The sequence below is a fragment of the Brevundimonas sp. Root1423 genome (assembly GCF_001426805.1).
Genome location: NZ_LMFL01000045.1, coordinates 383,990 through 404,259, shown reverse-complemented (window position 1 = coordinate 404,259; position 20,270 = coordinate 383,990). Strand labels below are relative to the sequence as shown.

General features: G+C 65.3%; 14 protein-coding genes. 11 read left to right on the top strand and 3 right to left on the bottom strand.

The features are described from left to right. The first annotated feature begins 100 nt into the window (after positions 1–100). Together ASD25_RS23585 and ASD25_RS29765 are read left to right on the top strand one after the other, a co-directional pair. A complete protein-coding gene (locus tag ASD25_RS23585) occupies positions 101–1,510 on the top strand; it encodes a TolC family protein (RefSeq protein ID WP_082572589.1) in 1,410 nt (469 codons plus the stop codon). A 451-nt stretch (positions 1,511–1,961) separates the two neighbouring features. Beyond that, positions 1,962–2,342 (top strand): RidA family protein, encoded by a 381-nt coding sequence (locus tag ASD25_RS29765; protein WP_082572588.1) that lies wholly within the window; start codon positions 1,962–1,964, stop codon positions 2,340–2,342. A gap of 192 nt (positions 2,343–2,534) precedes the next feature. Here ASD25_RS29765 and ASD25_RS23580 read toward each other — a convergent pair whose 3' ends face one another. Next, complete coding sequence (locus tag ASD25_RS23580; RefSeq protein ID WP_056621004.1) at positions 2,535–3,638, bottom strand: helix-turn-helix transcriptional regulator; 1,104 nt, start codon at positions 3,636–3,638, stop codon at positions 2,535–2,537. A 242-nt stretch (positions 3,639–3,880) separates the two neighbouring features. Here ASD25_RS23580 and ASD25_RS23575 point away from each other — a divergent pair, with 242 nt between their 5' ends. From ASD25_RS23575 to ASD25_RS23565, 3 genes are all read left to right on the top strand, one after another. After that, positions 3,881–10,309, top strand: a complete 6,429-nt coding sequence (locus ASD25_RS23575; RefSeq protein ID WP_082572587.1) for a putative Ig domain-containing protein — start codon at positions 3,881–3,883, stop codon at positions 10,307–10,309. A 229-nt stretch (positions 10,310–10,538) separates the two neighbouring features. Continuing rightward, positions 10,539–11,006 (top strand): hypothetical protein, encoded by a 468-nt coding sequence (locus ASD25_RS23570; RefSeq protein WP_156389440.1) that lies wholly within the window; start codon positions 10,539–10,541, stop codon positions 11,004–11,006. Between the two features lie 14 nt (positions 11,007–11,020). Next, positions 11,021–11,410, top strand: a complete 390-nt coding sequence (locus ASD25_RS23565; protein ID WP_235562855.1) for a hypothetical protein — start codon at positions 11,021–11,023, stop codon at positions 11,408–11,410. Positions 11,411–11,638: 228 nt separating this feature from the next. Here ASD25_RS23565 and ASD25_RS30730 read toward each other — a convergent pair whose 3' ends face one another. Both ASD25_RS30730 and ASD25_RS30725 read right to left on the bottom strand, forming a co-directional pair. Next, a complete protein-coding gene (locus ASD25_RS30730) occupies positions 11,639–11,791 on the bottom strand; it encodes a hypothetical protein (RefSeq protein WP_156389439.1) in 153 nt (50 codons plus the stop codon). Positions 11,792–12,078: 287 nt separating this feature from the next. Then, a complete protein-coding gene (locus ASD25_RS30725) occupies positions 12,079–13,194 on the bottom strand; it encodes a hypothetical protein (RefSeq protein WP_156389438.1) in 1,116 nt (371 codons plus the stop codon). Positions 13,195–14,123: 929 nt separating this feature from the next. Here ASD25_RS30725 and ASD25_RS23555 point away from each other — a divergent pair. The 6 genes from ASD25_RS23555 to ASD25_RS23535 all read left to right on the top strand — a co-directional run bounded on the left by ASD25_RS23555 (position 14,124) and on the right by ASD25_RS23535 (position 20,104). Then, positions 14,124–15,686, top strand: a complete 1,563-nt coding sequence (locus ASD25_RS23555) for a recombinase family protein (RefSeq protein WP_056621415.1) — start codon at positions 14,124–14,126, stop codon at positions 15,684–15,686. Beyond that, positions 15,683–16,561, top strand: coding sequence for a plasmid partitioning protein RepB C-terminal domain-containing protein (locus tag ASD25_RS23550; RefSeq protein ID WP_056620987.1), 879 nt, complete (start codon positions 15,683–15,685; stop codon positions 16,559–16,561). Before ASD25_RS23555 ends, ASD25_RS23550 begins: the two co-directional genes overlap by 4 nt. After that, entirely contained in the window at positions 16,562–17,458 is an 897-nt protein-coding gene (locus tag ASD25_RS23545; protein WP_056620984.1) for a plasmid partitioning protein RepB C-terminal domain-containing protein, read from the top strand. It abuts the gene before it with no gap. Positions 17,459–17,734: 276 nt separating this feature from the next. Then, positions 17,735–18,214, top strand: coding sequence for a thermonuclease family protein (locus tag ASD25_RS32885; RefSeq protein WP_082572586.1), 480 nt, complete (start codon positions 17,735–17,737; stop codon positions 18,212–18,214). Between the two features lie 187 nt (positions 18,215–18,401). Beyond that, the gene (locus ASD25_RS23540) at positions 18,402–19,058 is read left to right on the top strand and encodes a hypothetical protein (protein WP_056620981.1); all 657 of its coding nucleotides are present in this window, start codon (positions 18,402–18,404) and stop codon (positions 19,056–19,058) included. Further along, positions 19,055–20,104, top strand: a complete 1,050-nt coding sequence (locus tag ASD25_RS23535) for a hypothetical protein (RefSeq protein WP_056620976.1) — start codon at positions 19,055–19,057, stop codon at positions 20,102–20,104. The genes ASD25_RS23540 and ASD25_RS23535 overlap by 4 nt, the downstream gene beginning before the upstream one ends. Positions 20,105–20,270 lie beyond the last annotated feature (166 nt).

Sequence of the window (20,270 nt, the reverse complement as noted above, 5' to 3'; positions counted from 1 at the left end):
CCCGGTCTGAACATCCCGTCATCGGCGTCCCCGACGGCTATCGCAGATAGCTGTCGGGGATGTTCGATTGAGTAACGAGAGTGAGTCCCGGGGGGGACGTATGTATCTGTTTTTGGCGTTTGTTGCGGTCGCGTCGCCGGCGACGACCGGGCTCCCGGCGGGCTACGCCGAACCGCCGGTTTTTTTCAGCAGTGCGCAGGCGCAGCAAACCTCATCACCGGACAGCGCGGATGTTATGGCGCGCCCGCCAAGCCTTGCTCTGGGCATCGACGACGCAGTCTCGCGCGCCCTGCAACAAAACTTCCGGATGCAGCGAAGCAATCGGAACGAGGATATCGCCGAAGCGCGCGTTCGCGGCGTTCGCGCCAACCTCCGGCCGCGCTTCGATCTGTCGATTAACGCCAGTCAGAACCAGTCCTATTATGAGTTCGAGGGCACGGCGCTCCAGTTCAACCGCGCCGAGCCCCAGTTCTACGTCGATGCCTACGCCTCGGCCTCCCTGCCGATCGATATTTCCGGCGTGACGAGGCGGCAGGTCGAACAATCCGAGTTTTCGCACGACCTGATCACGCTGGATCAGCGGCAGGCTGAAATCGATGTCTCGACCGAGGTGCGGACCAGCTATGTGGCGGCGCTGCGGGCGCAGGAGCAGGTCAATGCAGATCAGGTCTATCTCGATCTGCTCGACGAATTGATCGGCGATGCGCGCTCGCGGCAACCCTCGGTCGTGCCGTTTCTGCAGACGGAACGCGCCAACGCCCTGCAGTCGCTGGCCAGCACCAGCACATCCCGCGACCTCGCGGTATCTAGCCTTCTGCAACTGCTCAGGCTGGGTCGGGAAGTCACGCTTGTTCTGACGACGACGCTGCCACCGCCGCCGCCGATTCCGGCCACGGAAACGCTGCTGGATCTCGCCGATCAGAATCGGATCGATCTGAAGCAGGCCGACATCCGGCTGCGTCAGGCCCGGCTGGSGGCGATTCAGGCCGGCGACTCGCGTCGACCCAGCCTCCGGCTTACGGCCTACGGCTCGCAGCGCCTGAACGCCGAGACCCCGCTTTTCAATGACGATCAGCAGGGCCGCACCACCAGCGGCGGGGTCATCGTCAGTGCGACGATTCCGCTCGCCTACTATGACGGCGGCTTCCTGCAGCAGCAGCGCCGGATCACCGAAATCCAGGCCGAGCAGGCCGTGGCGGATCGTCAGGAAGGCATCGAGCGCGCGGCCAATGAAATCAATCAGGTGATGATCAGCCTCATACGCGCCCGTCAGCGCCTGAGCAGTCTTCCGGACGCGGATCAGGCGCTGCTGGGTCTCAGGCGGGTCGAGGAACTCCTCCTGAATGCGCCGGCCGTCGATGCTCCGAGTCTGGTGGCACAGGTCACCAACGCGCGACAGAACTGGAGATCCGCTGTCGTCAGTCGCAATGATGCGCTCACTGATTTTTATACGAGCTACTACCGCCTTCAGCGAGCTGTCGGGAGTGATGGCCTCGAACCTATAAGTTGACCGACGGGCCTCGCAGGACCGCCAATGGCTCTCACGATGCGAGTCTCGAATGGCGGAACTCCAACAGGTCCTGTGCAATGAGGGACGCTCCAAGCAGCGGTCTCGGATCGCCGATGAGCGATCCCAAGAGCCTGCTTTAGGTTTTCCGTGGGAGCTGAGCGGCCCGCTGATCAAGCCGGCTGAATGTCCACGCCTTCCGGCGTCCGCTCGTGACGCCACGGAGGCCGGCACGGGTCGGAGCGGGCAGTGAGCATTGATTGCCCAATGCATGTGACGCGAATCCTATGGCTGGTTTAGATCCGCCCCAACGTCCGCTTCCCAGCCAAAGGTCAAAGTCCGCTCTTGGCGCAGAGCGGCTCTAAAAGCGAGCTAATCTCTCATCTTGGCTCAGCGTCAGACTTGACGGCTCGCATTGCAGTGAGCCGTTATCTGCTGACTTGAAGGGTGAAGAATGCCGCGCGAGATAGTTTACACGCCCGAGGCGCCGGAACCGCCACCCACCTATAGCCAGGCAGTTAAAGCCGCTGGTCTGGTGTTCGTCTCCGGCACGGCCCCTACCGATCCAGCCACTGGCCGTTTTGTGGAAGGGGGAGCGGCCGAGCAAACAGCGCAGTGTTTGCGAAACATCCGAGCCATTCTTGAGGCGGCCGGGTCAGGGCTCGATAAGGCGCTAAGCGCCACCGTAATCCTTTCCGAAGAGAGCGACTTTGCAAGCGTCAACGAAGAATGGCTGAAGTGGTTTCCAACCAACCCGCCGGCGCGCCAGGGAGCCAAGCTGCCTGCCCGCATCCCCGGCCTGAGGGTGTCGATAGCTATGATCGCCGAGGCATGAGCCCCGGGGTGCGTCCCATAGATTCACGCGCCAGCGATCCATTCGCAGCGAATGTCATCAGTCTGGCGGCAGGCCAATGTCCGCTGCTGGCGCTTTGGTCCCGTTCGAGTTCCCGTCGGGAGCGGCGTGACCAGGGCCAAAGCCGGGTCGGTCGAAGGCGCTGCATGTTTCCTCTGCGCTTGTGCCGGCAAGTCAGAGTCGCGCCAGAAAAGCCACTAATTCGACCTGGGTGCGTACGCCGGATTTCTCGAAGATGCGGCGCACATGAGTCCGAACAGTGCCGACGGCGACGCCGGTGGCCTCGGCGATCGCCTGTGGGCCCAGTCCGGCGGCGAGCTTGGCGGCGACGTGGGCTTCGGCCGGTGTGAGGCGGAACAGGGCTCGCGCGGCTTCGGCGAGGCGCGCATCATCAGGGGCTGGACTGCGCACGATGACCAATGCGGCGGACCCGAAGCGCAAGGCGTATTCGCCTGGGGCGGCGCAGACCTCGACCAGCACCGGGCGCTGACCGTCGCCGTCCCGAACCACCACCGGGCGAGGAGGCACCCGGATCGATCCGCAACTGGCCGCCGCCTGCGCGATCGCCGCGCGGAGGAGGGCGGTTTCGGCCTCGCGGGATGCGGCCAGGACCCCCCGCGCCATACTCAGGGGGCTGCCGGACACGGCAATGGCTTCGGCCGCGGGCGAAAGCGACAGAACGCGCCCCTGCGGATCACAAACGAACAGCGCGCTGGACAGGGCGTCCAACAGGTCAGACGCCAAGCCCAGCGCCCGACTGTCGAATGCCATCTGCGTCCGCACGGCGGCGCGAACATGGGGGGCAACGACCTCGAACGCCCGGCGCTGCTCGGTCGTCACATTGCCCTGGGCCTCGCCTCGCATAAGAGCCAGGCCCACCAGCAAGCTGTCCTGGCGCAGAAGCGGCGACAGGCAGATGAAGCCGAGGTCGTGACGGCGCAGCCACGCCCCGTATTCCGGATGGCGGACCGCGTCTTCCGCACTGGTGAAGGCGCTTTCGTCCAGCACCGCCAGTTCAGGCGCCGCCATGCCAATGCGGACGCGGGAGTTGACCCGGGGATCGCCGCCGCCCGCCGCGACGAATTCCGCGGGTGCTTCAGGCGCCACGCCCGTCATCCAGTTAAACGGAACTGCCGCCTGGGCCCCGAGGCCGATGAGTTCGCCGCCCTTCGAGCCCGTGACCCGCGCGAGATCATCCAAGGCGGAAAGCCACGAGTTTTCCCCCAGGCCCGCCGCCTGAAAGCTGGCCACGACCTGGGCAACGTCGTCCTCGGTCAAGGGCGCTCCGGAGCGCCGCAGATGCACGACACTTGCATCATGAATCCTCCCCGGCAGGCTCGTCCTCCCCGACGCACCCGCGCTGCCTCCCTCTCTACAATATTGTAGATGCGGCAAAAACAGGTTGCGGATAGGTGAACGTGGCGCGGAACTCGACGGATCTCTCCGAGGGGGAATTCCGCGCGTTCAGACCGCCTGATCGGTAGGGCGGCAATGGGATCCGGGTGTGCCCGGAGCGGGGGATGAGTATGTCGATCAATCGCGTGCGGGCGCTTTTGCGGGACCTGAACAGTTCGCTCATGGGCATTCCGGCGAGGTTGGAACGCGGCTATCCGGCGCTGCCGGGGGTGCAACGGCGCGCTGGCGCGGGTTCGGCGATCGTCTGTCTCATGGTGATGGCGCTCGGCTGGGCGGGGCCCGCCGCCGCCCAGACGCAGGCGCCCTGGTACAATGCCTGGTTCTCGCCGAGCACTGTGACCGTCGGTCAATCGACGCAGTTGGGAATGAACATCTTCAACAACAACAGTTCCGTCGCCATGACCGGGCTGACGATCACGAGCGCGCAGCTTCCGGTCGGTCTGACGGGCTCCAACCCTACTTCGACCTGCGGCGGAACGCCGAGCTACAACGCGGGCACCCGACGTATCTCATTGAGCGGAGCCACTCTCCCAGCGGATGGGATGTGCAATCTGTCGCTGACGGTAACGGCCTCGACCACCGGTTCTTATAGCTTTACCGGCGGCATCGTCTCCGCCGTGGCGGGCGGCGTGACTTATACCGGCGTGACGGCGACGACGTCGTCGCCGCTGCAGGTGCTGGGCCCGCCCGTGGCCACCAGCTTCACCTATGGCTCGGTCGTCGCCTACAACGAAGGTTCGAACCAGACGACCAATCTGAACCTGTCATTCTCTACCACCGGCAATCCGACCTCCTACGCCGTCGGCAGCGCTACAACCGCCCAAGGCGGTTCAGTCAGCGTAAACAACGCCGGGCAGGCGACCTATGCGCCGCCGGTCGGCTTCCGCGGTGGCAACGACAGCTTCACCTGGACCGCGACCAACGCCTATGGCACCTCATCGCCGGCGACGACAACCGTCACTATCGGCAACCCAACTCTGTCGACCTGGGTGACAGGCTCGGGCACGCGCGGCGCGGCGTTGTCCGGCGTCCAGATCAACGTCAGCGATGGCAAGGCGCCGTATAGTTGCGCCGCCTCGGTCGCCTCTGGCGCCCTGCCGGCCGGCGTTTCGATCAATTCCAATTGCACGATCACCGGCACGCCAAGCGCCAGCGGGACGTTCAACTTCACCGTCAACGTCACGGACAGTTCGACAGGGGCAGGGCCCTACACAGCCGCGAGCGGCACCGTGACGCTCGTGATCGCGGCGCCGACGGTCAGCCTGTCGCCCGCGTCGGGCGCCCTGCCGGGCGCCACCGCCGGGGCGGCCTATTCGCAGAGCTTCACGGCCGGCGCGGCCACGGCGCCCTACAACTACAGCCTCACCGCCGGCGCCTTGCCGCCGGGACTCACGCTGACAGGCGGGACGCTGTCGGGGACGCCGACCGCCGTCGGCACGTTCAATTTCACGATCACCGCGACGGACAGTTCCACCGCCGGCAGCGGCGGGCCGTACACGGTGGCGAACGCCTATTCCGTCACCGTCAGTCCGCCCGTCATCGCGCTAAGCCCGACCTTGGCGAACGGAACGATCGGGACCGCCTATACGCCGACCGTCGCCGCCAGCGGAGGCACGGGCGCCTATAGCTACGCGGTCACCGCCGGGGCTCTGCCCACGGGGGTGACGCTGGCCGCCAACGGCTCGTTCTCCGGCACGCCGACGGGGGCGGGAACCTTCAACTTCACCGTCACTGCGGCGGACGCCACGGCGGGGCCGGGCGCACCCTACACCGGCAGCCAAGCCTATTCGGTCACCATCGGCGCGCCGACCATCACGCTCAGCCCGAGCCTGACGGGTGCCACGGTCGGCGTCGCCTACAACGCCGCCATCACCTCCAGCGGGGGCACGGCGGGGTATGCCTACACCATCACGGCTGGATCTCTGCCGGCGGGCCTCAGTCTCTCTGCGACAGGGACGATCACTGGCACGCCGACGGCCGGCGGGACGTTCAATTTCACCGCCACCGCCACCGACAGCTCGACCGGAGCCGGCGCGCCGTTCACCGGCAGCCGGGGCTACGTGCTGACGGTCGCTCCGGCGGTCGTGGTCGTGGCCCCGACAAACCTGCCGAACGGCGCCGCGGGCACGGCCTACAGCCAGACACTGACTGCCTCCGGGGGAACCGGTCCCTATAGCTTCGCGGTCACTGCGGGCGCCCTGCCGCCGGGCTGGACCCTGTCCTCGACGGGCGCCCTGACCGGCACGGCCACCTCGTCGGACTCCTACACCTTCACCATCACCGCTACCGATAGCTCCACCGGAACCAGCGCGCCCTACAGCGGCAGCCGCAGCTTCACGGTCATCACGGGTTCGCCCAACTTCACCCTGACGCCGCCGACCCTGCCGGCCACGGTGGGGCAGGCCTATGCGGGGTCCTTCGCCGCCGGCGGTGGCACGGCGCCGTATACCTATGTCCGGTCGTTCGGAACGCTGCCTCCCGGGATGACCTTGGCGTCCAACGGCCTTCTTTCGGGCACGCCTACGGCGGCCGGGACGTTCAACTTCACCGTCATAGCCCGCGACACCACCGGCGGGCCTGGGTCTCCCTACGGAGTCGGCAGTAACTACAACTTTACTGTCAGTGCGCCGGCAGTGGCGCTGGCGCCTGTGGCCTTGCCCAATGGCTCGGTAGGCGCCGGCTATTCGACGACCGTAACGGCATCGGGTGGCACCACGCCCTACGGCTATTCGCACACGGCGGGCGCCTTGCCGCCGGGCCTGACCTTGGACAGCGCCAACGGGACGATCAGCGGCACGCCGACGACGACCGGAACCTTCAACTTCACTCTGACAGCCACGGACAGTTCGACCGGGGCAGGGGCGCCGTTCATGGCCTCCCGCGCCTATGCCGTCACCATTGGGCTCGGCGCCCAAGCGATCACCTTCAACGCCCTACCGGACGCCTCCCTTTCGGCCTCGCCCTTGACGCTGTCCGCGACGACGGACTCGGGCCTGACCGTCACCTTCTTCTCGGACACGACCGCTGTCTGTTCGGTCTCGGGCGTCACCCTGAATTTGCTGCAGACAGGGACCTGTACCATCCGCGCCGAACAGGCGGGAGACTCGACCTGGGCGGCTGCTCCCTCGATCTCACGCAGCTTCACCGTCACCCCGGCCAACCTGACCGTCGCGGCGGGCGCGGCGGCGGGAACCACGGTCGGAGCGAGCTATAGCCAAGCCAATACCGCCTCGGGCGGCCTGGCGCCCTACAGCTACGCCCTGGCGGCGGGCGCGTTCCCACCCGGCACCACGCTGGACGCGGCGACGGGCGTGGTTTCTGGCACGCCGACCGTGGCGGGCGCCTTCAGCTACATCGTCCGCGCCAGCGACGGTCAGTCGACGCCCTTCACGGCCGACACCCCGGTGACCACGGTCACCATCGGCAAGGGCTCCCAGACCCTCGGCTTCACCTCGACCGCGCCATCCGCCGTTGTCGCCGGCCCGGCCTACACGGTCGAGGCGACGGCGAGTTCGGGGCTGGTTCCCGTCTTCACGCTCGATGGAGCCAGCACGGGCTGCGCAATCGCGGGCGCAACGGTGACCTTCACCAGCCCCGGAACCTGCGTCATCAACGCGAACCAGCCCGGCGATTCCAACTGGACCGCCGCGGCCCAGGTGCAGCAGAGCTTCGCCGTCGCCGCGAATCCGCCGGTTGCGGCGGACGTGCCGGGGGTGAGCATCCCGTACAACAGTGCAGGGACCGCCATCGATCTGTCCGCCGCGCTGACCGGCGGCGCCCATACTTCGATCACCATCGTCGCCGCTCCGGCGCACGGAACGGTCACGGCGGCGGGCGACGTGGTCACCTACACCCCCGCCGCCGGCTATTTCGGGGCCGACAGCTTCACCTATGTCGCCACGGGCCCGGGCGGAACCTCGGCTCCGGCTACGGTCGGCCTGACGGTGGAGGCTCCGGGCGCGCCGACGGTCTCGAATCGCACGGGCGTGGCCGTGGCCTATGGCAGCGCCGGAACCGCGATCGATCTGGCGGCGTCCATCAGCGGCGTCCATACCTCGATCGCCATCGGAACGGCCCCGGCGCACGGGACGGTCATGGTGGCCGGCGACGTGGTCACCTACATGCCGGCGGCGACCTACTATGGGGCCGACAGCTTCACCTGGACGGCGACCGGCCCGGGCGGAACCTCGGCTCCGGCTACGGTGTCGCTGACCGTCGCCGCGCCGACGGCCCCGACCGTCTCGGATCGCTCTGGCATCGCTGTCGCCTACGGCAGCGCGGGCATGGCCATCGATCTGTCGCCTTCGATCAGCGGAGTCCATTCGTCGATCGCGGTAGCGACGGCCCCGCTGCATGGGACGGCCAGCATCGCGGGCGATGTGATCACCTACACGCCGGCGTCCGACTACTACGGCGCGGACAGCTTCACCTATACCGCGACCGGTCCTGGCGGAACCTCGTCGCCGGCCGCCGTCGGCCTGACGGTCGCCACGCCGCCCCCGCCGGTGGTGGACGCGCCAGCTCCGGTCGTCGTCGAACCGACGGAGGGGCCCGGGACGACCTCGGTCGATCTCTCGGCGATCAGTTCGGGCGTGGTTACAGACTTCCGGGTCGAAGACGCGCCTTCGGGCGGGTCGGTTTCCCTTGTTCCGCCCGCAGGGGGAACGACGGGCTGGCGCCTGGCCTACACGCCGGCTCCCAATTTCATGGGTGAAGACCACGTCACTCTCGTCGCCGAGGGTCCCGGCGGCGACTCCGCGCCGGCGCAGTTCACCTTCCGCGTCCGGGGCAAGGCTCCGGATCTGGAGGGGACATCCACCGATGGCGAGACGCTCACCTTCGAACCGACAGCCGGCCTGGTCGGCGGCCCGTTCCAAGGTCTGGTGATCATCAAACAGCCGGAGATCGGATCGGCCGAGGTCGTCGGTCTGACGATTGTGTACACCCGCGACGCCACGGCGCCCACGCGCCTGCGCGCCGCCTCCGCCGCCTCTCCAAGCGCGGTGGGGCGATCGTCTATCGAGTACGTCGTGGTGCTACCCTTCGGCCAGTCCCAGCCTGGCGCCATCGCGGTCAACGCCGTCGAGACAACGCCGGAGCTGACGCCGCTGACGGCCGCGACGCTCGCCGGCCGCCCGGTAACCGTCTCTCTCACCGACACCGCCACGCGCGGGCCCTTCACAGGCGCGGCTGTGGTGAGCGTATCGGAGGGCGGATCCGCCACGATCCAGCAGGGCGGCGCGACCGGCCCGCGCACCTACGACCTGACCTTCACCCCGAGCGGCGACTTCACGGGGGTCGCGGTCGTCACCTACACCCTGTCGAATGCCGGCGGGGCGACGCAGGGGCAGTTGGTCGTCACGGTCAACGCGCGCCCCGACCCGTCGGCGGACCCGGAGGTGCGGGGTCTCGTCTCGGCGCAGGTCGATACGGCCCGTCGTTTCACACGCGCGCAGACGGACAACTTCCATCGTCGTCTGGAGCAGGTGCGCCGCGGGGGTTCAGGCGGCGTCAGCAATAGCGTCAGCCTCAACTTCGGCGCCGACCCCTTGAGCGCCGATCCGCGCGAAGCCTTGCGCCAGCAGCTCGGCCAACGTTCGGACGAAGCATCGCCGTTCACCGAGGAACCCGTTTTGGGCGCCGCCCCCCTGGCGCCGATGCCGACCACTACTGAAGCCCCGCCTGCCAGCGGCCAGGACAAGCCCGGCCCCGTCGGCGTCTGGACCGCCGGCGCGGTCGATTGGGGGCGCCGCGACGCCGACGGGCAGCGCGACTATCGTTTCACCACCTCCGGCCTGAGCGCCGGGTTGGATGCGGCGGTTTCTGACGGCGTGGTGCTGGGTGCGGGCGTCGGCTATGGCCAAGATCGGACCAAGGTCGGCGACAACGCGACCCTGTCCGAGGCGGACAGCTATCTCGGCGCCGTCTACGGCAGCTGGCGCGCGGCCGAGGGCCTCGTCCTCGACGGCGTGCTCGGCTACGGCTCGCTTGAATACAACAGCCGCCGCTGGTCCTCGGACGAGGGCGACTATCTGTTCGGCGAGCGTTCGGGGTCGATGCTCTTCGGTTCAGTCTCGGTAGCGCTGGAGCGCACGCGCCGCAGTCTCAGCTGGTCGCCCTACGCCCGGTTGAGCTTCGGTTCGGTTGAGCTGGATGGGTTTACCGAGACCGGGTCCGACGTCTTTGCCCTGCGGTACGAGGCGTTGGAGACGGATATGCTGGCCTCGACCCTGGGGGCCAGCTTCGACTGGACCCTTGAGCGTCGCGACGGCGTCCTCGCGCCCAGCCTCCGCATGGAATGGCGGCACGAGTTCGAGGGTTCGCAGGACCAGATCGTCTCCTACGCGGACTGGCTGGCGAGCCCCGACTATGTCGTCGGGCTGGAACGCTGGGCTCGGGACAGCGTCAGCCTCGGCCTCGGCCTCCAGTGGAGAGGGGTGTCCGGCTGGACCTTCGGCGCCGACTACCAGGGCCAGCTGGGTTCGGATCTCTCGAGCCAGGGCCTGAAACTCAGGCTGATGAAGCTCTTCTGATCAGCGGCGGCCCGCGAAGGCGGGCCACCGCTTCTTCGTGGAGGCGGGGCATCCGACTCGCCCATATTGGGGTCCGCTTCAGGGATCGACCCGAATGTCCGGCGTTGGCGCGAAGGGGCTGCAGGCAGCGCGAGGTCGGCGAGGTCCGCAGGGTCTCAACAACCTGCCGCCCTTGCATTGGACACCGACCCTTGATCCAGGACTCATCCAGCCGCCGATGGAGTTGGGCATGACCTTTTTCGCAACCGTTCTGACGGCTGTCATCGTGCAGCTCGCTCCGCCGCCGCCGCAAATCACACTTATCCAGCTGCCCGGAGATAATGTGTCGGTTGAAGGCCGCATGGCGACCCGGACGATCCTCGACAAGCTTCAGCCTGCATATCTGGTGGTCCGGCCGAGCACACTTCCGACGGAAGATTTTGGCCGTTGCTGGACGCAGCAGCCGGCGACCGAAGCCTGCTTGGCGCGTGCCCTGGACCGGGCCGGGGCGCAGACCGGGGAAGTCATTCTGGCGTTTTGGGAAAGGGATGGCATTCTGCATTGGCTGTGCGTCGGCAAGAGCGGGAGGCCCTTCACGGGGTCGCGGCAGTCGGTAGCCTTGGGACCCCTTGCGGACCTTTACCGCGACGGCGAAAGCGAGGTCCTGCATCAAGCGGCGGCCTGCCTCACCTACGCCGGCCATCAGAGCGGCTGGTAGGGGACGGTGTAATGATGGAGATCGTACTGGCTCTGGTGGTCGCGCTGCAACGACCTGGGGAAGTGACGCCAGCGCGGCCGGAGCTAGGCGTCCGACAGGCGCTCAATCCTTTAAACGACGCGAAACTGATCGACTTCGTCCGGCGACCCTTCGATCCGATGAGCGACGAAGCGAGGTGGCCGCGGGCGCTCGGAACGCATCACGGTGTGCCTGTGATCGTGAGCTACACCTGCTCGGATGTCTGTCCAAACTACACAAAGCGAATCGTGCACTACGACTTGGCGCCTGGGGAGGAATGCGAGCGGGCCGGGGGCATTTCGAAGGATATCGTAGTGCCGAGCGGGATCGGGACCGGGCTGCGGCGCTTCTGTATCCCCGCACCCACTGATCCGTATCAGCAATGAGCCAGTAGAGCCGCTGCAGGCGTGAAACGGCAGCTTGAGGGATTGTCCGCGGGACGTAGCAGACCTCAGCCAATCAGCCGCCAAGGTCTGCTCCCGGGCGCGGCACGAATGTCCGCTTCTGGCGCGCAGCAGCAATCGGGCGTCCGTTTGACCCGGAGAGTTCCATCGGCCCGTTCTCTGACGGCTGAGCTCTTTGGCTTTCTCTCGCGCCGCGGATTCATGGAGACGTCAGTCCACCTCGAATTGGTCGAGGTGGGTGCACAGTCGTTTTGAGCCGTAGTTCTCTCGCTTGTTGTAGGGGAAGTCGTACAGGTCGAGGAGCAGCTGCTCCACGTATTTGGCGATGCGGTTGGGCAGGATGAGGTGGGTGACGTAGATCAACTGCTCCTCCTCCATCGGCTTGGTGCGCCAACCCGGACCTGCGACTTACGCAGTTCCACATCCTGGAAGGCATTACAGACCAGGCGCTCGGCGCCGTCATTCGGCGTGTGACGGCGGGCGACACCAAAGCGTGCTTCTGGTGGCTGGAGCGCTTCGGGGCGGAACGGGGGTATGGCCACAGTCGCGCTGCTTGCAACAAGGTGGATGAGGCAGAGGCGGCTCGGCGTATGCGGGAGTTCGCGAAGTTCATTCCTGAGCTCCGTGAAGATTACTGGGACCTCGACGGATCAGCGGCGCTGTGATGCGTGGACCAATCGCTGGGCCTTGGCCGAAGCGAAAAGCCCATCCCGAAGGAAGAGCATGTCGTGCCGCGTTCCCAAGACGGGGCACACGAATACCCAGTTGCCAGGCTTGTAGGGCCCGGCTGCCTCGACAGTGAGTGATTGGAAGCCGGGACCGTCTGGCGACAGTCTGCAGAGACCTACTGACGGTGCTGACGGGTCGGAGAAGTCCGCGGCGAGCACGAACTGCCGAGCGCCCTCCATGCTCATCGGCCATACCAGTGTGGTGAGCGTAGATTTCGCAGTTGCCCAGGTCCTGCTCACGACGCGCGCATCCAACGCGGGTCGATCTTCCAGCCTGAGAAGCGGACGTGCAGACAGTGCTGCACGGTCGGGGGCCTGGTGCCGGTGCCCTCGAATGATCGCCAGCATTCCTCTTGGATCGTTTGAACAGACGCCCCGGTAGGGCTGTGCTTCGCCGCCTGCCGCGGCGGCTTCGGTAGAACACGGCCCCCGCTTGCGGGTGGATCGGAAACGGCGGGCGGCTGCCTTCTGACGTTTGCGGTCTTCAGACGCGCAGGAGGACTGTAGGTCCCCTACAAGGTGGGTGGCGTAGGGGACTGTGAGAGCCCGGTCCACGAGGCGCGCGCGGGTGGCCCCGCGCGCCTTTGGCAGACCCTCCAGCCCCTCAAGTCTCGCATTGATGCTCTGAAGCTTCGCCCGACGTCGGTCCAGTCGGCTACCGTGCCGTGTCGCGTGCAGCAGTCCGTGGCCTTCCGCCGATGCCCAGCGCCCACGCCAAAGATACAGATCATAGCAATTCTCTCCTGTTCGCGGGCACAGGAATACCGGCCGCTCACCGAAGCGGAGGTAGTTGAAGGAGAGCGAGACGCGCTCCTGCTGAACTTGATCCTCGTCTTTCCAGGCAATCAGAGCGTTACTGGAATCCATGCAGCCGACGACGACATCGAGCCCCGCGGTGCGCAGCATCATCCGCCCGCCATCACCCTCGAGAAGCCCTTCGCGCTTCAACAGGCGGATGGGGATTCTCGGCTGCTCCTCGACGAACCCAAACACCTCTACCATCCCGGCCCAGCCCCCTGCATCGATGTGCTCAGTCACTGGGGTTAGAGACAGAATTAACGCCAAACTCCAGACTTACCAATACGTCGGAGACTGTCGTCCCGAGATGGCGAACGTTCAGCCCATTTGGCCGTCTCCGGCGGGATGCTCCGTCCGGATTGGTCTGATTTTTCTTTGAGAAAACCGGGCCTTCGAGGCCGCTCGGCTGCGAGAGCGCCGTAGCCTCGGGATGGTGGCGGACAGAGAGTTCGTAACGATCTGATTGGAAACAAGAATTTATGCGATGGTGGGGCATTTACCCCCGCATTTACCCCCGCAACGGGTCTGGCTTCTATAGATCTCTATAGTACTAGTTTGGACGAAAATCCAAGCCTGAGTTGCCTCTCGCCGCTGTCATAAGCTCTCAATTTTACGGGCGCGGACCTACGCGGCGACGGCGGGATTTGTCGCGCCATGCACGATGCAAGGAAGCGGCACGACGGCGCGCGTCTCCTTGCCAAGTAGGCGGTACGGCGATCGAGGCTAATGGCCGGGCGGTTCGTCTAGAAAGTCGATCAGCGTCTGTAGCCGCTCGCGCAGAGCTACGACGCGGACGGCTCCCAATGCATGCCTACGGCCGGCGATAACAAGGACCGTTTCAAACACCGCATCGGAGTGTCTGATGAGGGAGACCAGGTTTTCGCCACTAGGTCCATTCCTGCCATCGAACCAATTTCGCACCGCTCGTTCGTTGGCTCGTGTGATGCGGCCGACTTCCTTCCGAGCGGACGGAGTGGCGCCCCATTCGGTCCTCATTGCTGCAGCGATAAGCTGCGGGAAGCTCTCCATCCTACGCCTCCTGCCAGTGAAAAGATTTTCCCGATTTGGACTGAAAAGTTCAGTCCAACTTCTGAAACGACTTTCACGAGCTCGGTGTCCTAGGTTCGCCGGAAACCCGGCCGCGACGCGGCTTCTGGCTGGCATGCGTGATGGAGCGAGCAACAGGGCAGGGGAGATCGGACAGCCCCGAGCTCGTGCGGGCGGCTCAGTACGTCAGGATGTCCACTGAGCACCAGAAATACTCCACCGAGAACCAGGCCGACGCCATAACGGCCTATGCGGCGCGGAGAGGTTTCGAGGTCGTTCGGACCTACGAGGATTCAGGCAAAAGCGGCCTTCGGCTCGACGGTCGTGTCGCACTCCAGGCCCTCATCGAGGATGTCCGGGCCGGCCGAGCCGACTACGACGTCATCCTCGTTTATGACGTCAGCCGATGGGGTCGGTTCCAGGACGCGGACGAGAGCGCCTACTACGAGTTCATCTGTCGTGAGGCGGGTATCGCGGTCCACTATTGCGCTGAGCAGTTCGAAAACGACGGCAGCCTGAGCGCCACGATCATCAAGAGTATGAAGCGGGCGATGGCGGGCGAGTACAGCCGCGAGCTGTCAGCCAAGGTCTTCGCTGGCCAGTGCCGCCTTATCTCCCTGGGCTTTCGGCAAGGCGGCCCGGCCGGCTTTGGGCTTCGTCGGCAACTCGTTGACGAAAGCAGGAATCCCAAAGGTGAGCTGAGCCGAGGCGAACAGAAGAGCCTCCAAACGGACCGCGTGATTCTGACCCCGGGACCGCCCGAAGAGGTCGAGATCGTACGCAGCCTGTATCGAATGTTTGTCCTGCAGCGCCGCTCGGAGGGCGAGATCGCCACTTTCCTCAATCAGGAAGGGGTGCTGACGGACTTGGGCAGGCCTTGGACACGCGCGACCGTTCACCAGATCCTGACCAACGAAAAGTACATCGGCAACAACGTCTACAATCGGCGCTCCTTCAAGCTGAAGGCCAGGCGAGTCACCAACGCGCCAGAAACCTGGGTGCGCAAGGAAGCGGCGTTCGCCGGCATCGTTGAGACCGACTTCTTTGAGGCGGCCCAGCGCATCATCCAGGAGCGGAGTATCCGCTACACGGACGACGAGCTCCTTAGCCAGCTCTCCGCCCTGTTGCAGCAGAAGGGATGGCTGTCCGGTCTGGTGATCGACGAAGTCGAGGACATGCCGTCAAGCTCGACCTTTCGGAGCAGGTTTGGAAGTCTCGTTCGGGCCTATCAGCTGATCGGGTATTCGCCCGCGCGGGACTTTCGCTACATCGAAACGAACCGGGCGCTGCGCGCCATGCACCCAGGCATTGTCACCGATGTCGTCACCACGATCTCAGAGTCGGGCGGAGCGGTGGTGCGCCGCGAGGCGTCTGATCTGTTGACGATCAATGAGGAGTTCAGCGCCTCCGTCATCATCGTGCGATGCCAGGAGACAGCAGCCGGAAGTCTGCGCTGGAAGATACGCCTGGATCAGGGGCTTCGCCCCGACATCACGATCGCAGTGCGCATGGCCGAAGGGAACGCGGAGGCTCGAGATTACTACCTCCTGCCTTGGATCGAGAGCGGCTCGGATCCGAGCATTCGCCTGGCTGTCGACAATGGCGCCGTCCTCGACGCATTCCGGTTCGACACGCTCGACGGCTTCTACGACCTGACCCGACGCACGGAGCTCAGAGCAGCATGAGTGATGCGCCAGACATTCGCCTGATCCCGGTCGAAGCGATCTCGATCCTGAACCCCAGGGCTCGCAATAAGCGGGTGTTTCAGGAGCTCGTCACCAGCATCGAGCGGCTTGGGCTGAAGAAGCCGATCACCGTCAGCCAGCGCCCCGGACGACAGCGCTTCGATCTGGTCTGCGGACAGGGACGTCTGGAGGCGTTTGTCGCCTTGGGTCAGGCTGAGATTCCCGCCATCATCATCGATGCGGCGGAGGACGACTGCTTTGTCATGAGCCTGGTTGAGAACCTGGCCCGACGGCAGCACACCCCGCTCGAACTGGTGCGCGCTATCGGATCACTGCGAGAGCGCGGCTACACCCATGCTGAGATCGCCACCAAGGTGGACTTCAGCCCGGAGTATGTCGGAGCGATCTGCTATCTTCTGGAGAATGGCGAAGAGAAGCTGATTGCGGCCGTCGAACGGGGCGTCATGCCTCACACGATTGCGATGGAGATCGCAAAGGCAAAGGAAGGGGAGGTGCAGCAAGCCCTCGCCCAAGCCTACGAAGAGAAGGCGTTGCCCGGGAACCAGGTACTCGCCATTCGGCAGATCATTGAGCAGCGCAATACCAGCGGCAAGGGAATGCACAACCGCCGCTCGGTCAGTCGGACTCAACGGCCGATCACAAGCGACGGCCTGATCCGGTCGCTCCAACGCGAGACCGAGCGCCGCCAGGCCCTTGTTAAACGCGGAACTCTGACGCGGTCGCGGCTGACCTTCGTGACCAATGCGATGAAACACCTGCTGGCCAATGACCATTTCGTGGCTCTGATGCGCGCCGAGGGGTTTCACACCCTGCCGACCGCGCTGGCCACCCGCATCGGCCAGGAGCGGATCTAGATGGACAAGATCCATATCGCCTTCGAACAGCGGATCCATCTGGTGCCTCTGGAGCGGGTGCTGCCGTCGAAAATGCTGACGGCCGCCGTGACGGAGACGGCGAAATATCGCCGCATCGCCGCCTCGGTGCGGGAACTGGGATTGGTCGAGCCTCTAGTGGTGTCGGCGATCAAGGGTGGCGGCGCCTACACCCTGCTGGATGGCCATGTGAGGCTAAGCGCATTGAAGGAGCAGGGCGCGGTGAATGCGCGCTGCATCATCGCTGACGATGATGAGGCCTTCACCTACAACAAGCGCGTCAATCGCCTGGCGACGATCCAGGAGCACTACATGATCGTCCGCGCGATCGAACGCGGGGTATCGGAAGACAAGCTCGCCCGGGCTTTGAACGTCGATGTGGATAGCATCCGCCAGCGCCGCGATCTGTTGAATGGCATCAATGCGGACGTCGCCGAGCTGCTGAAAGACAAGCCCATCGGCATCCACGCCTTTCAGAAGCTCAGGAAGATGAAGCCCATCCGACAGCTGGAGGTCGCCGAGCTCATGATCGCGGCCAACAACTACTCCAGCAACTACGCCAAAGCGCTCCTGGCGATGTCACGCGCGTCGGATCTGCATCGACCTCAGGACCTGAAAAAGGCGACGGGACTTTCCGCCGAACAGATGGAACGCCTGGAGCGCGAAATGGCGACAGCCAACCATGACTACAAGGAAATCGAAGCCTCCTATGGAGACGACCTTCTGCTGCTTGTGATCGCCGCCGGCTTCCTGGAGCGCATCCTGTCCCGGCCAGCCATCGAGCGGTTTTTCGCGTCGGGCCACCAAGAGATGCTCGAAGGCCTGCAAGGCATTGTGGCGGCCGTGTCGCTGGACGAGACCACCGCGGCCGCGGCTTGACGTGCGTCAGGGGACCGGGACCCTTATCAAGCGCCGGGACCATCGGAGACGCCGCCGTGAGGGGCGGATCAAGGATGGCGGCGGGGATGGCGGCGAACCCGTTCAGAGCCCGCTAGGTCGATCGTCATCAGATCGACTACGGATAAGGCGCGGCCGGGTGAAGCGCTTCTGAGCGCGCCCTGGCTGCGACCTTGCCTGCAGGTCCGTCCACAGGGAACCGGCAACACATGGTGGCTCCCCGCTGCCAAGCCAGGCGCTCTGTCATAGGGTGCCGCCATGCTTCGATTGTTGGCCGCTAGTTTGATCGGGATCGCCGCGTGCGCAAATCCCGGCGCCACCATCATTGGCCGCGCCTCGGTGGTCGATGGGGACACTTTGGAGATCCGGGACGAGCGTATCCGGCTTTGGGGCGTCGACGCGCCAGAGTCGCGACAGGTGTGCAGGCAGCCGAGTGGCGAGTACCGCTGTGGCCAGTCCGCCGCCAATCAACTCGATCGGTGGATCGCAGGTCGAACCGTCACGTGTGTCGAGGACAGCCGCGACCGCTACCGGCGTATGGTCGCGCGTTGCGAGGTCGGTGGTGAGGATATGGGAGGCTGGCTCGTTCGCCGGGGCTACGCGCTTCGGTACCCTGAGTACGCAGGATCGGCCTATCTGCCCCAAGAGGTCGCTGCCCGACGAGATCGTGCGGGGGTTTGGGCGGGGGCTTTTGACTATCCCTGGGACTGGCGTCGCGAGCGGCGCAATGGGCAATGATGGCGATCTGCGACTGACCGAGCGCAGTCGGGGCTCCCCCCCCCAACCCACCGGATGGAATGCCGAAACGACGGGTCGCGGCGAGCCCGGAGGACAATTCGCCTAAGTGGATGACGCGCCTGATTTCCCGCGATAGTCAGGTGCTTAAGCGGAGCGACCGCCAGGTCGGCCCGGGGGGGTGTAGATTTTGGAACGCGCGATCAAACGTCAGGCCGTAGCCGAATGGCGGGACCTGCAAATTCTCAGCGCGGCAGCCCTGATCAATCTGGCCGGCGTTCACGCTCGCGCGGCGTTCGCGGAGAGGCTCGTTGACGATGCGCTGCGTGAAGCTTTGTTCAATCCGACTGAATGGGCGACGGGCCAGATAGACGCCATCCTCCGACAGGCGCTGAGGCTTGAGATCAAAGCCTTCTGGAAGGGCGCCGCCGAGGACCTGGCTTTGATTGATCCGAGCCTGGTGCCGATCGGCGAAGCTCTGAAGCGCGAGGATGGGCTTATCCTGCCGAATGACGACGAACCCGAGCAGGAAGTTGAGCAGGAGGCTCTTCTAGAAACCGACGCGGTCGTCCCAGCGGAAAGCGCACAGCCAAAAGGCCTGGGTTGGATCTCCCGGTTCGGCGGGCGTGTGGCGACGGGCGCAACCGGCTTGGCCACCACCGCCACGGCAGCGGTAAATACGGCTTCGCCGGATGGCCTGAAACTGACGACGCGATTGCGCTCTGCTGCGGGCCAAAGGATAGACGGGGCGTGGATGGGGCAGGGGGCTGAGCCTGAGGCCGTCCTGGCCCAGATGATCGCCCTCATCGATGAAGCCGCCTATTCGGCCAGGACTGGCCTGTCATGATCACCGCCGCGATGGGCGGGATCCTGTTTCGCACGGTTCCCGAGCAGTTCAGATCCGGGCTGGCGGACAACACTTTGCGGGTGGTTGGATCCGCCATTCGCGACGTCAGCACGGGCCAGCTACGCGGGTTTCTTCAAGAGGCGGCGCCGCTGCAGAAGCTGTTTCCTGCGCTGCTCAAACTAGCCCCTCCCGGTCTGGATCTCGCCACAGCCCCTCTCGAGGTCGCACAGCTCGTCCAGGGCGAGGCCATTCGGGCTGGTGTTGGCAGGATCGAGGACGGCGTGAAGCTCCTGACGGAGATGAGCCAGGTCAATGCGGCCATCGGCGTGGTCGGCATCGGCGTGTCAGTGATCGGGTTCACCGTGATGGCGCGGAAGATCGATCAGGTCAAAGGCGCTGTCGATGCGATGTCTGACAAGATCGAAGGCGTCAGCGCCAAGCTGGATCAAATCCAACGCGACGCCATCGATCTGGACTTCGCGGAGTTGAGAAGCCTCTCCAAGGCGTTCGATGAAGGATGGAGGCTCAGCGGCGATGCTGCGGTCATGCGTTGGCATGACGTGGCTCGGGGGGCGTTGTCGTGCCAAAGCCGGTTCGAGCAGCGCGCAGCTCGTCTCCTTGTCGGTGGGGCGGCGCAGTACGATGCCGCAGATCCGTTCCTGGACGCTGTGAGCCTATCCAACGCCCTGAGGGTCGCCGCACTTGGCGCGTGCAATGAGTCCCAGGCGGCCCAGGAGGCCGCTTCCGACGGTGCGAGAAGCCTTGAGAAGATGACCGGGGCGATCGGCCTGGCGGATCTCAGTCGGGCCGATCTCGCCGAGCGTCGCCCGCCTGCCGGCACGGCGCGTTGGGCTCTGACCCAGGCCGAGACCAATCATGCTGCGCGGGCGACCGTTCGGAAGATCCGCCACCGCGAAGCCGCCGGCTTCACGCGCGCCGCGCCCTTTGCACTGCTCGAGCATCGCTCGATCCCACCTCGAGAGTGGTTGGCTGCGGCGCGCGATGAGATTGAATCGCCGGTGATCATGCTGCTGGCCGACAGCTGAGGGCGTCTGAAAAGCCTGGCGGACCTCACGGCCCGAGCTGGCGGCTTCGCGTCGAACGACCCGCTTGCCCAAGATCTGCGGTATGGACGCCCACCGGCACGCAGCATGGCGCCTGTCTGGCAGCTGGATTCAGGGCCTCTTGAACCAAATTGCAGAAGGCTAGACC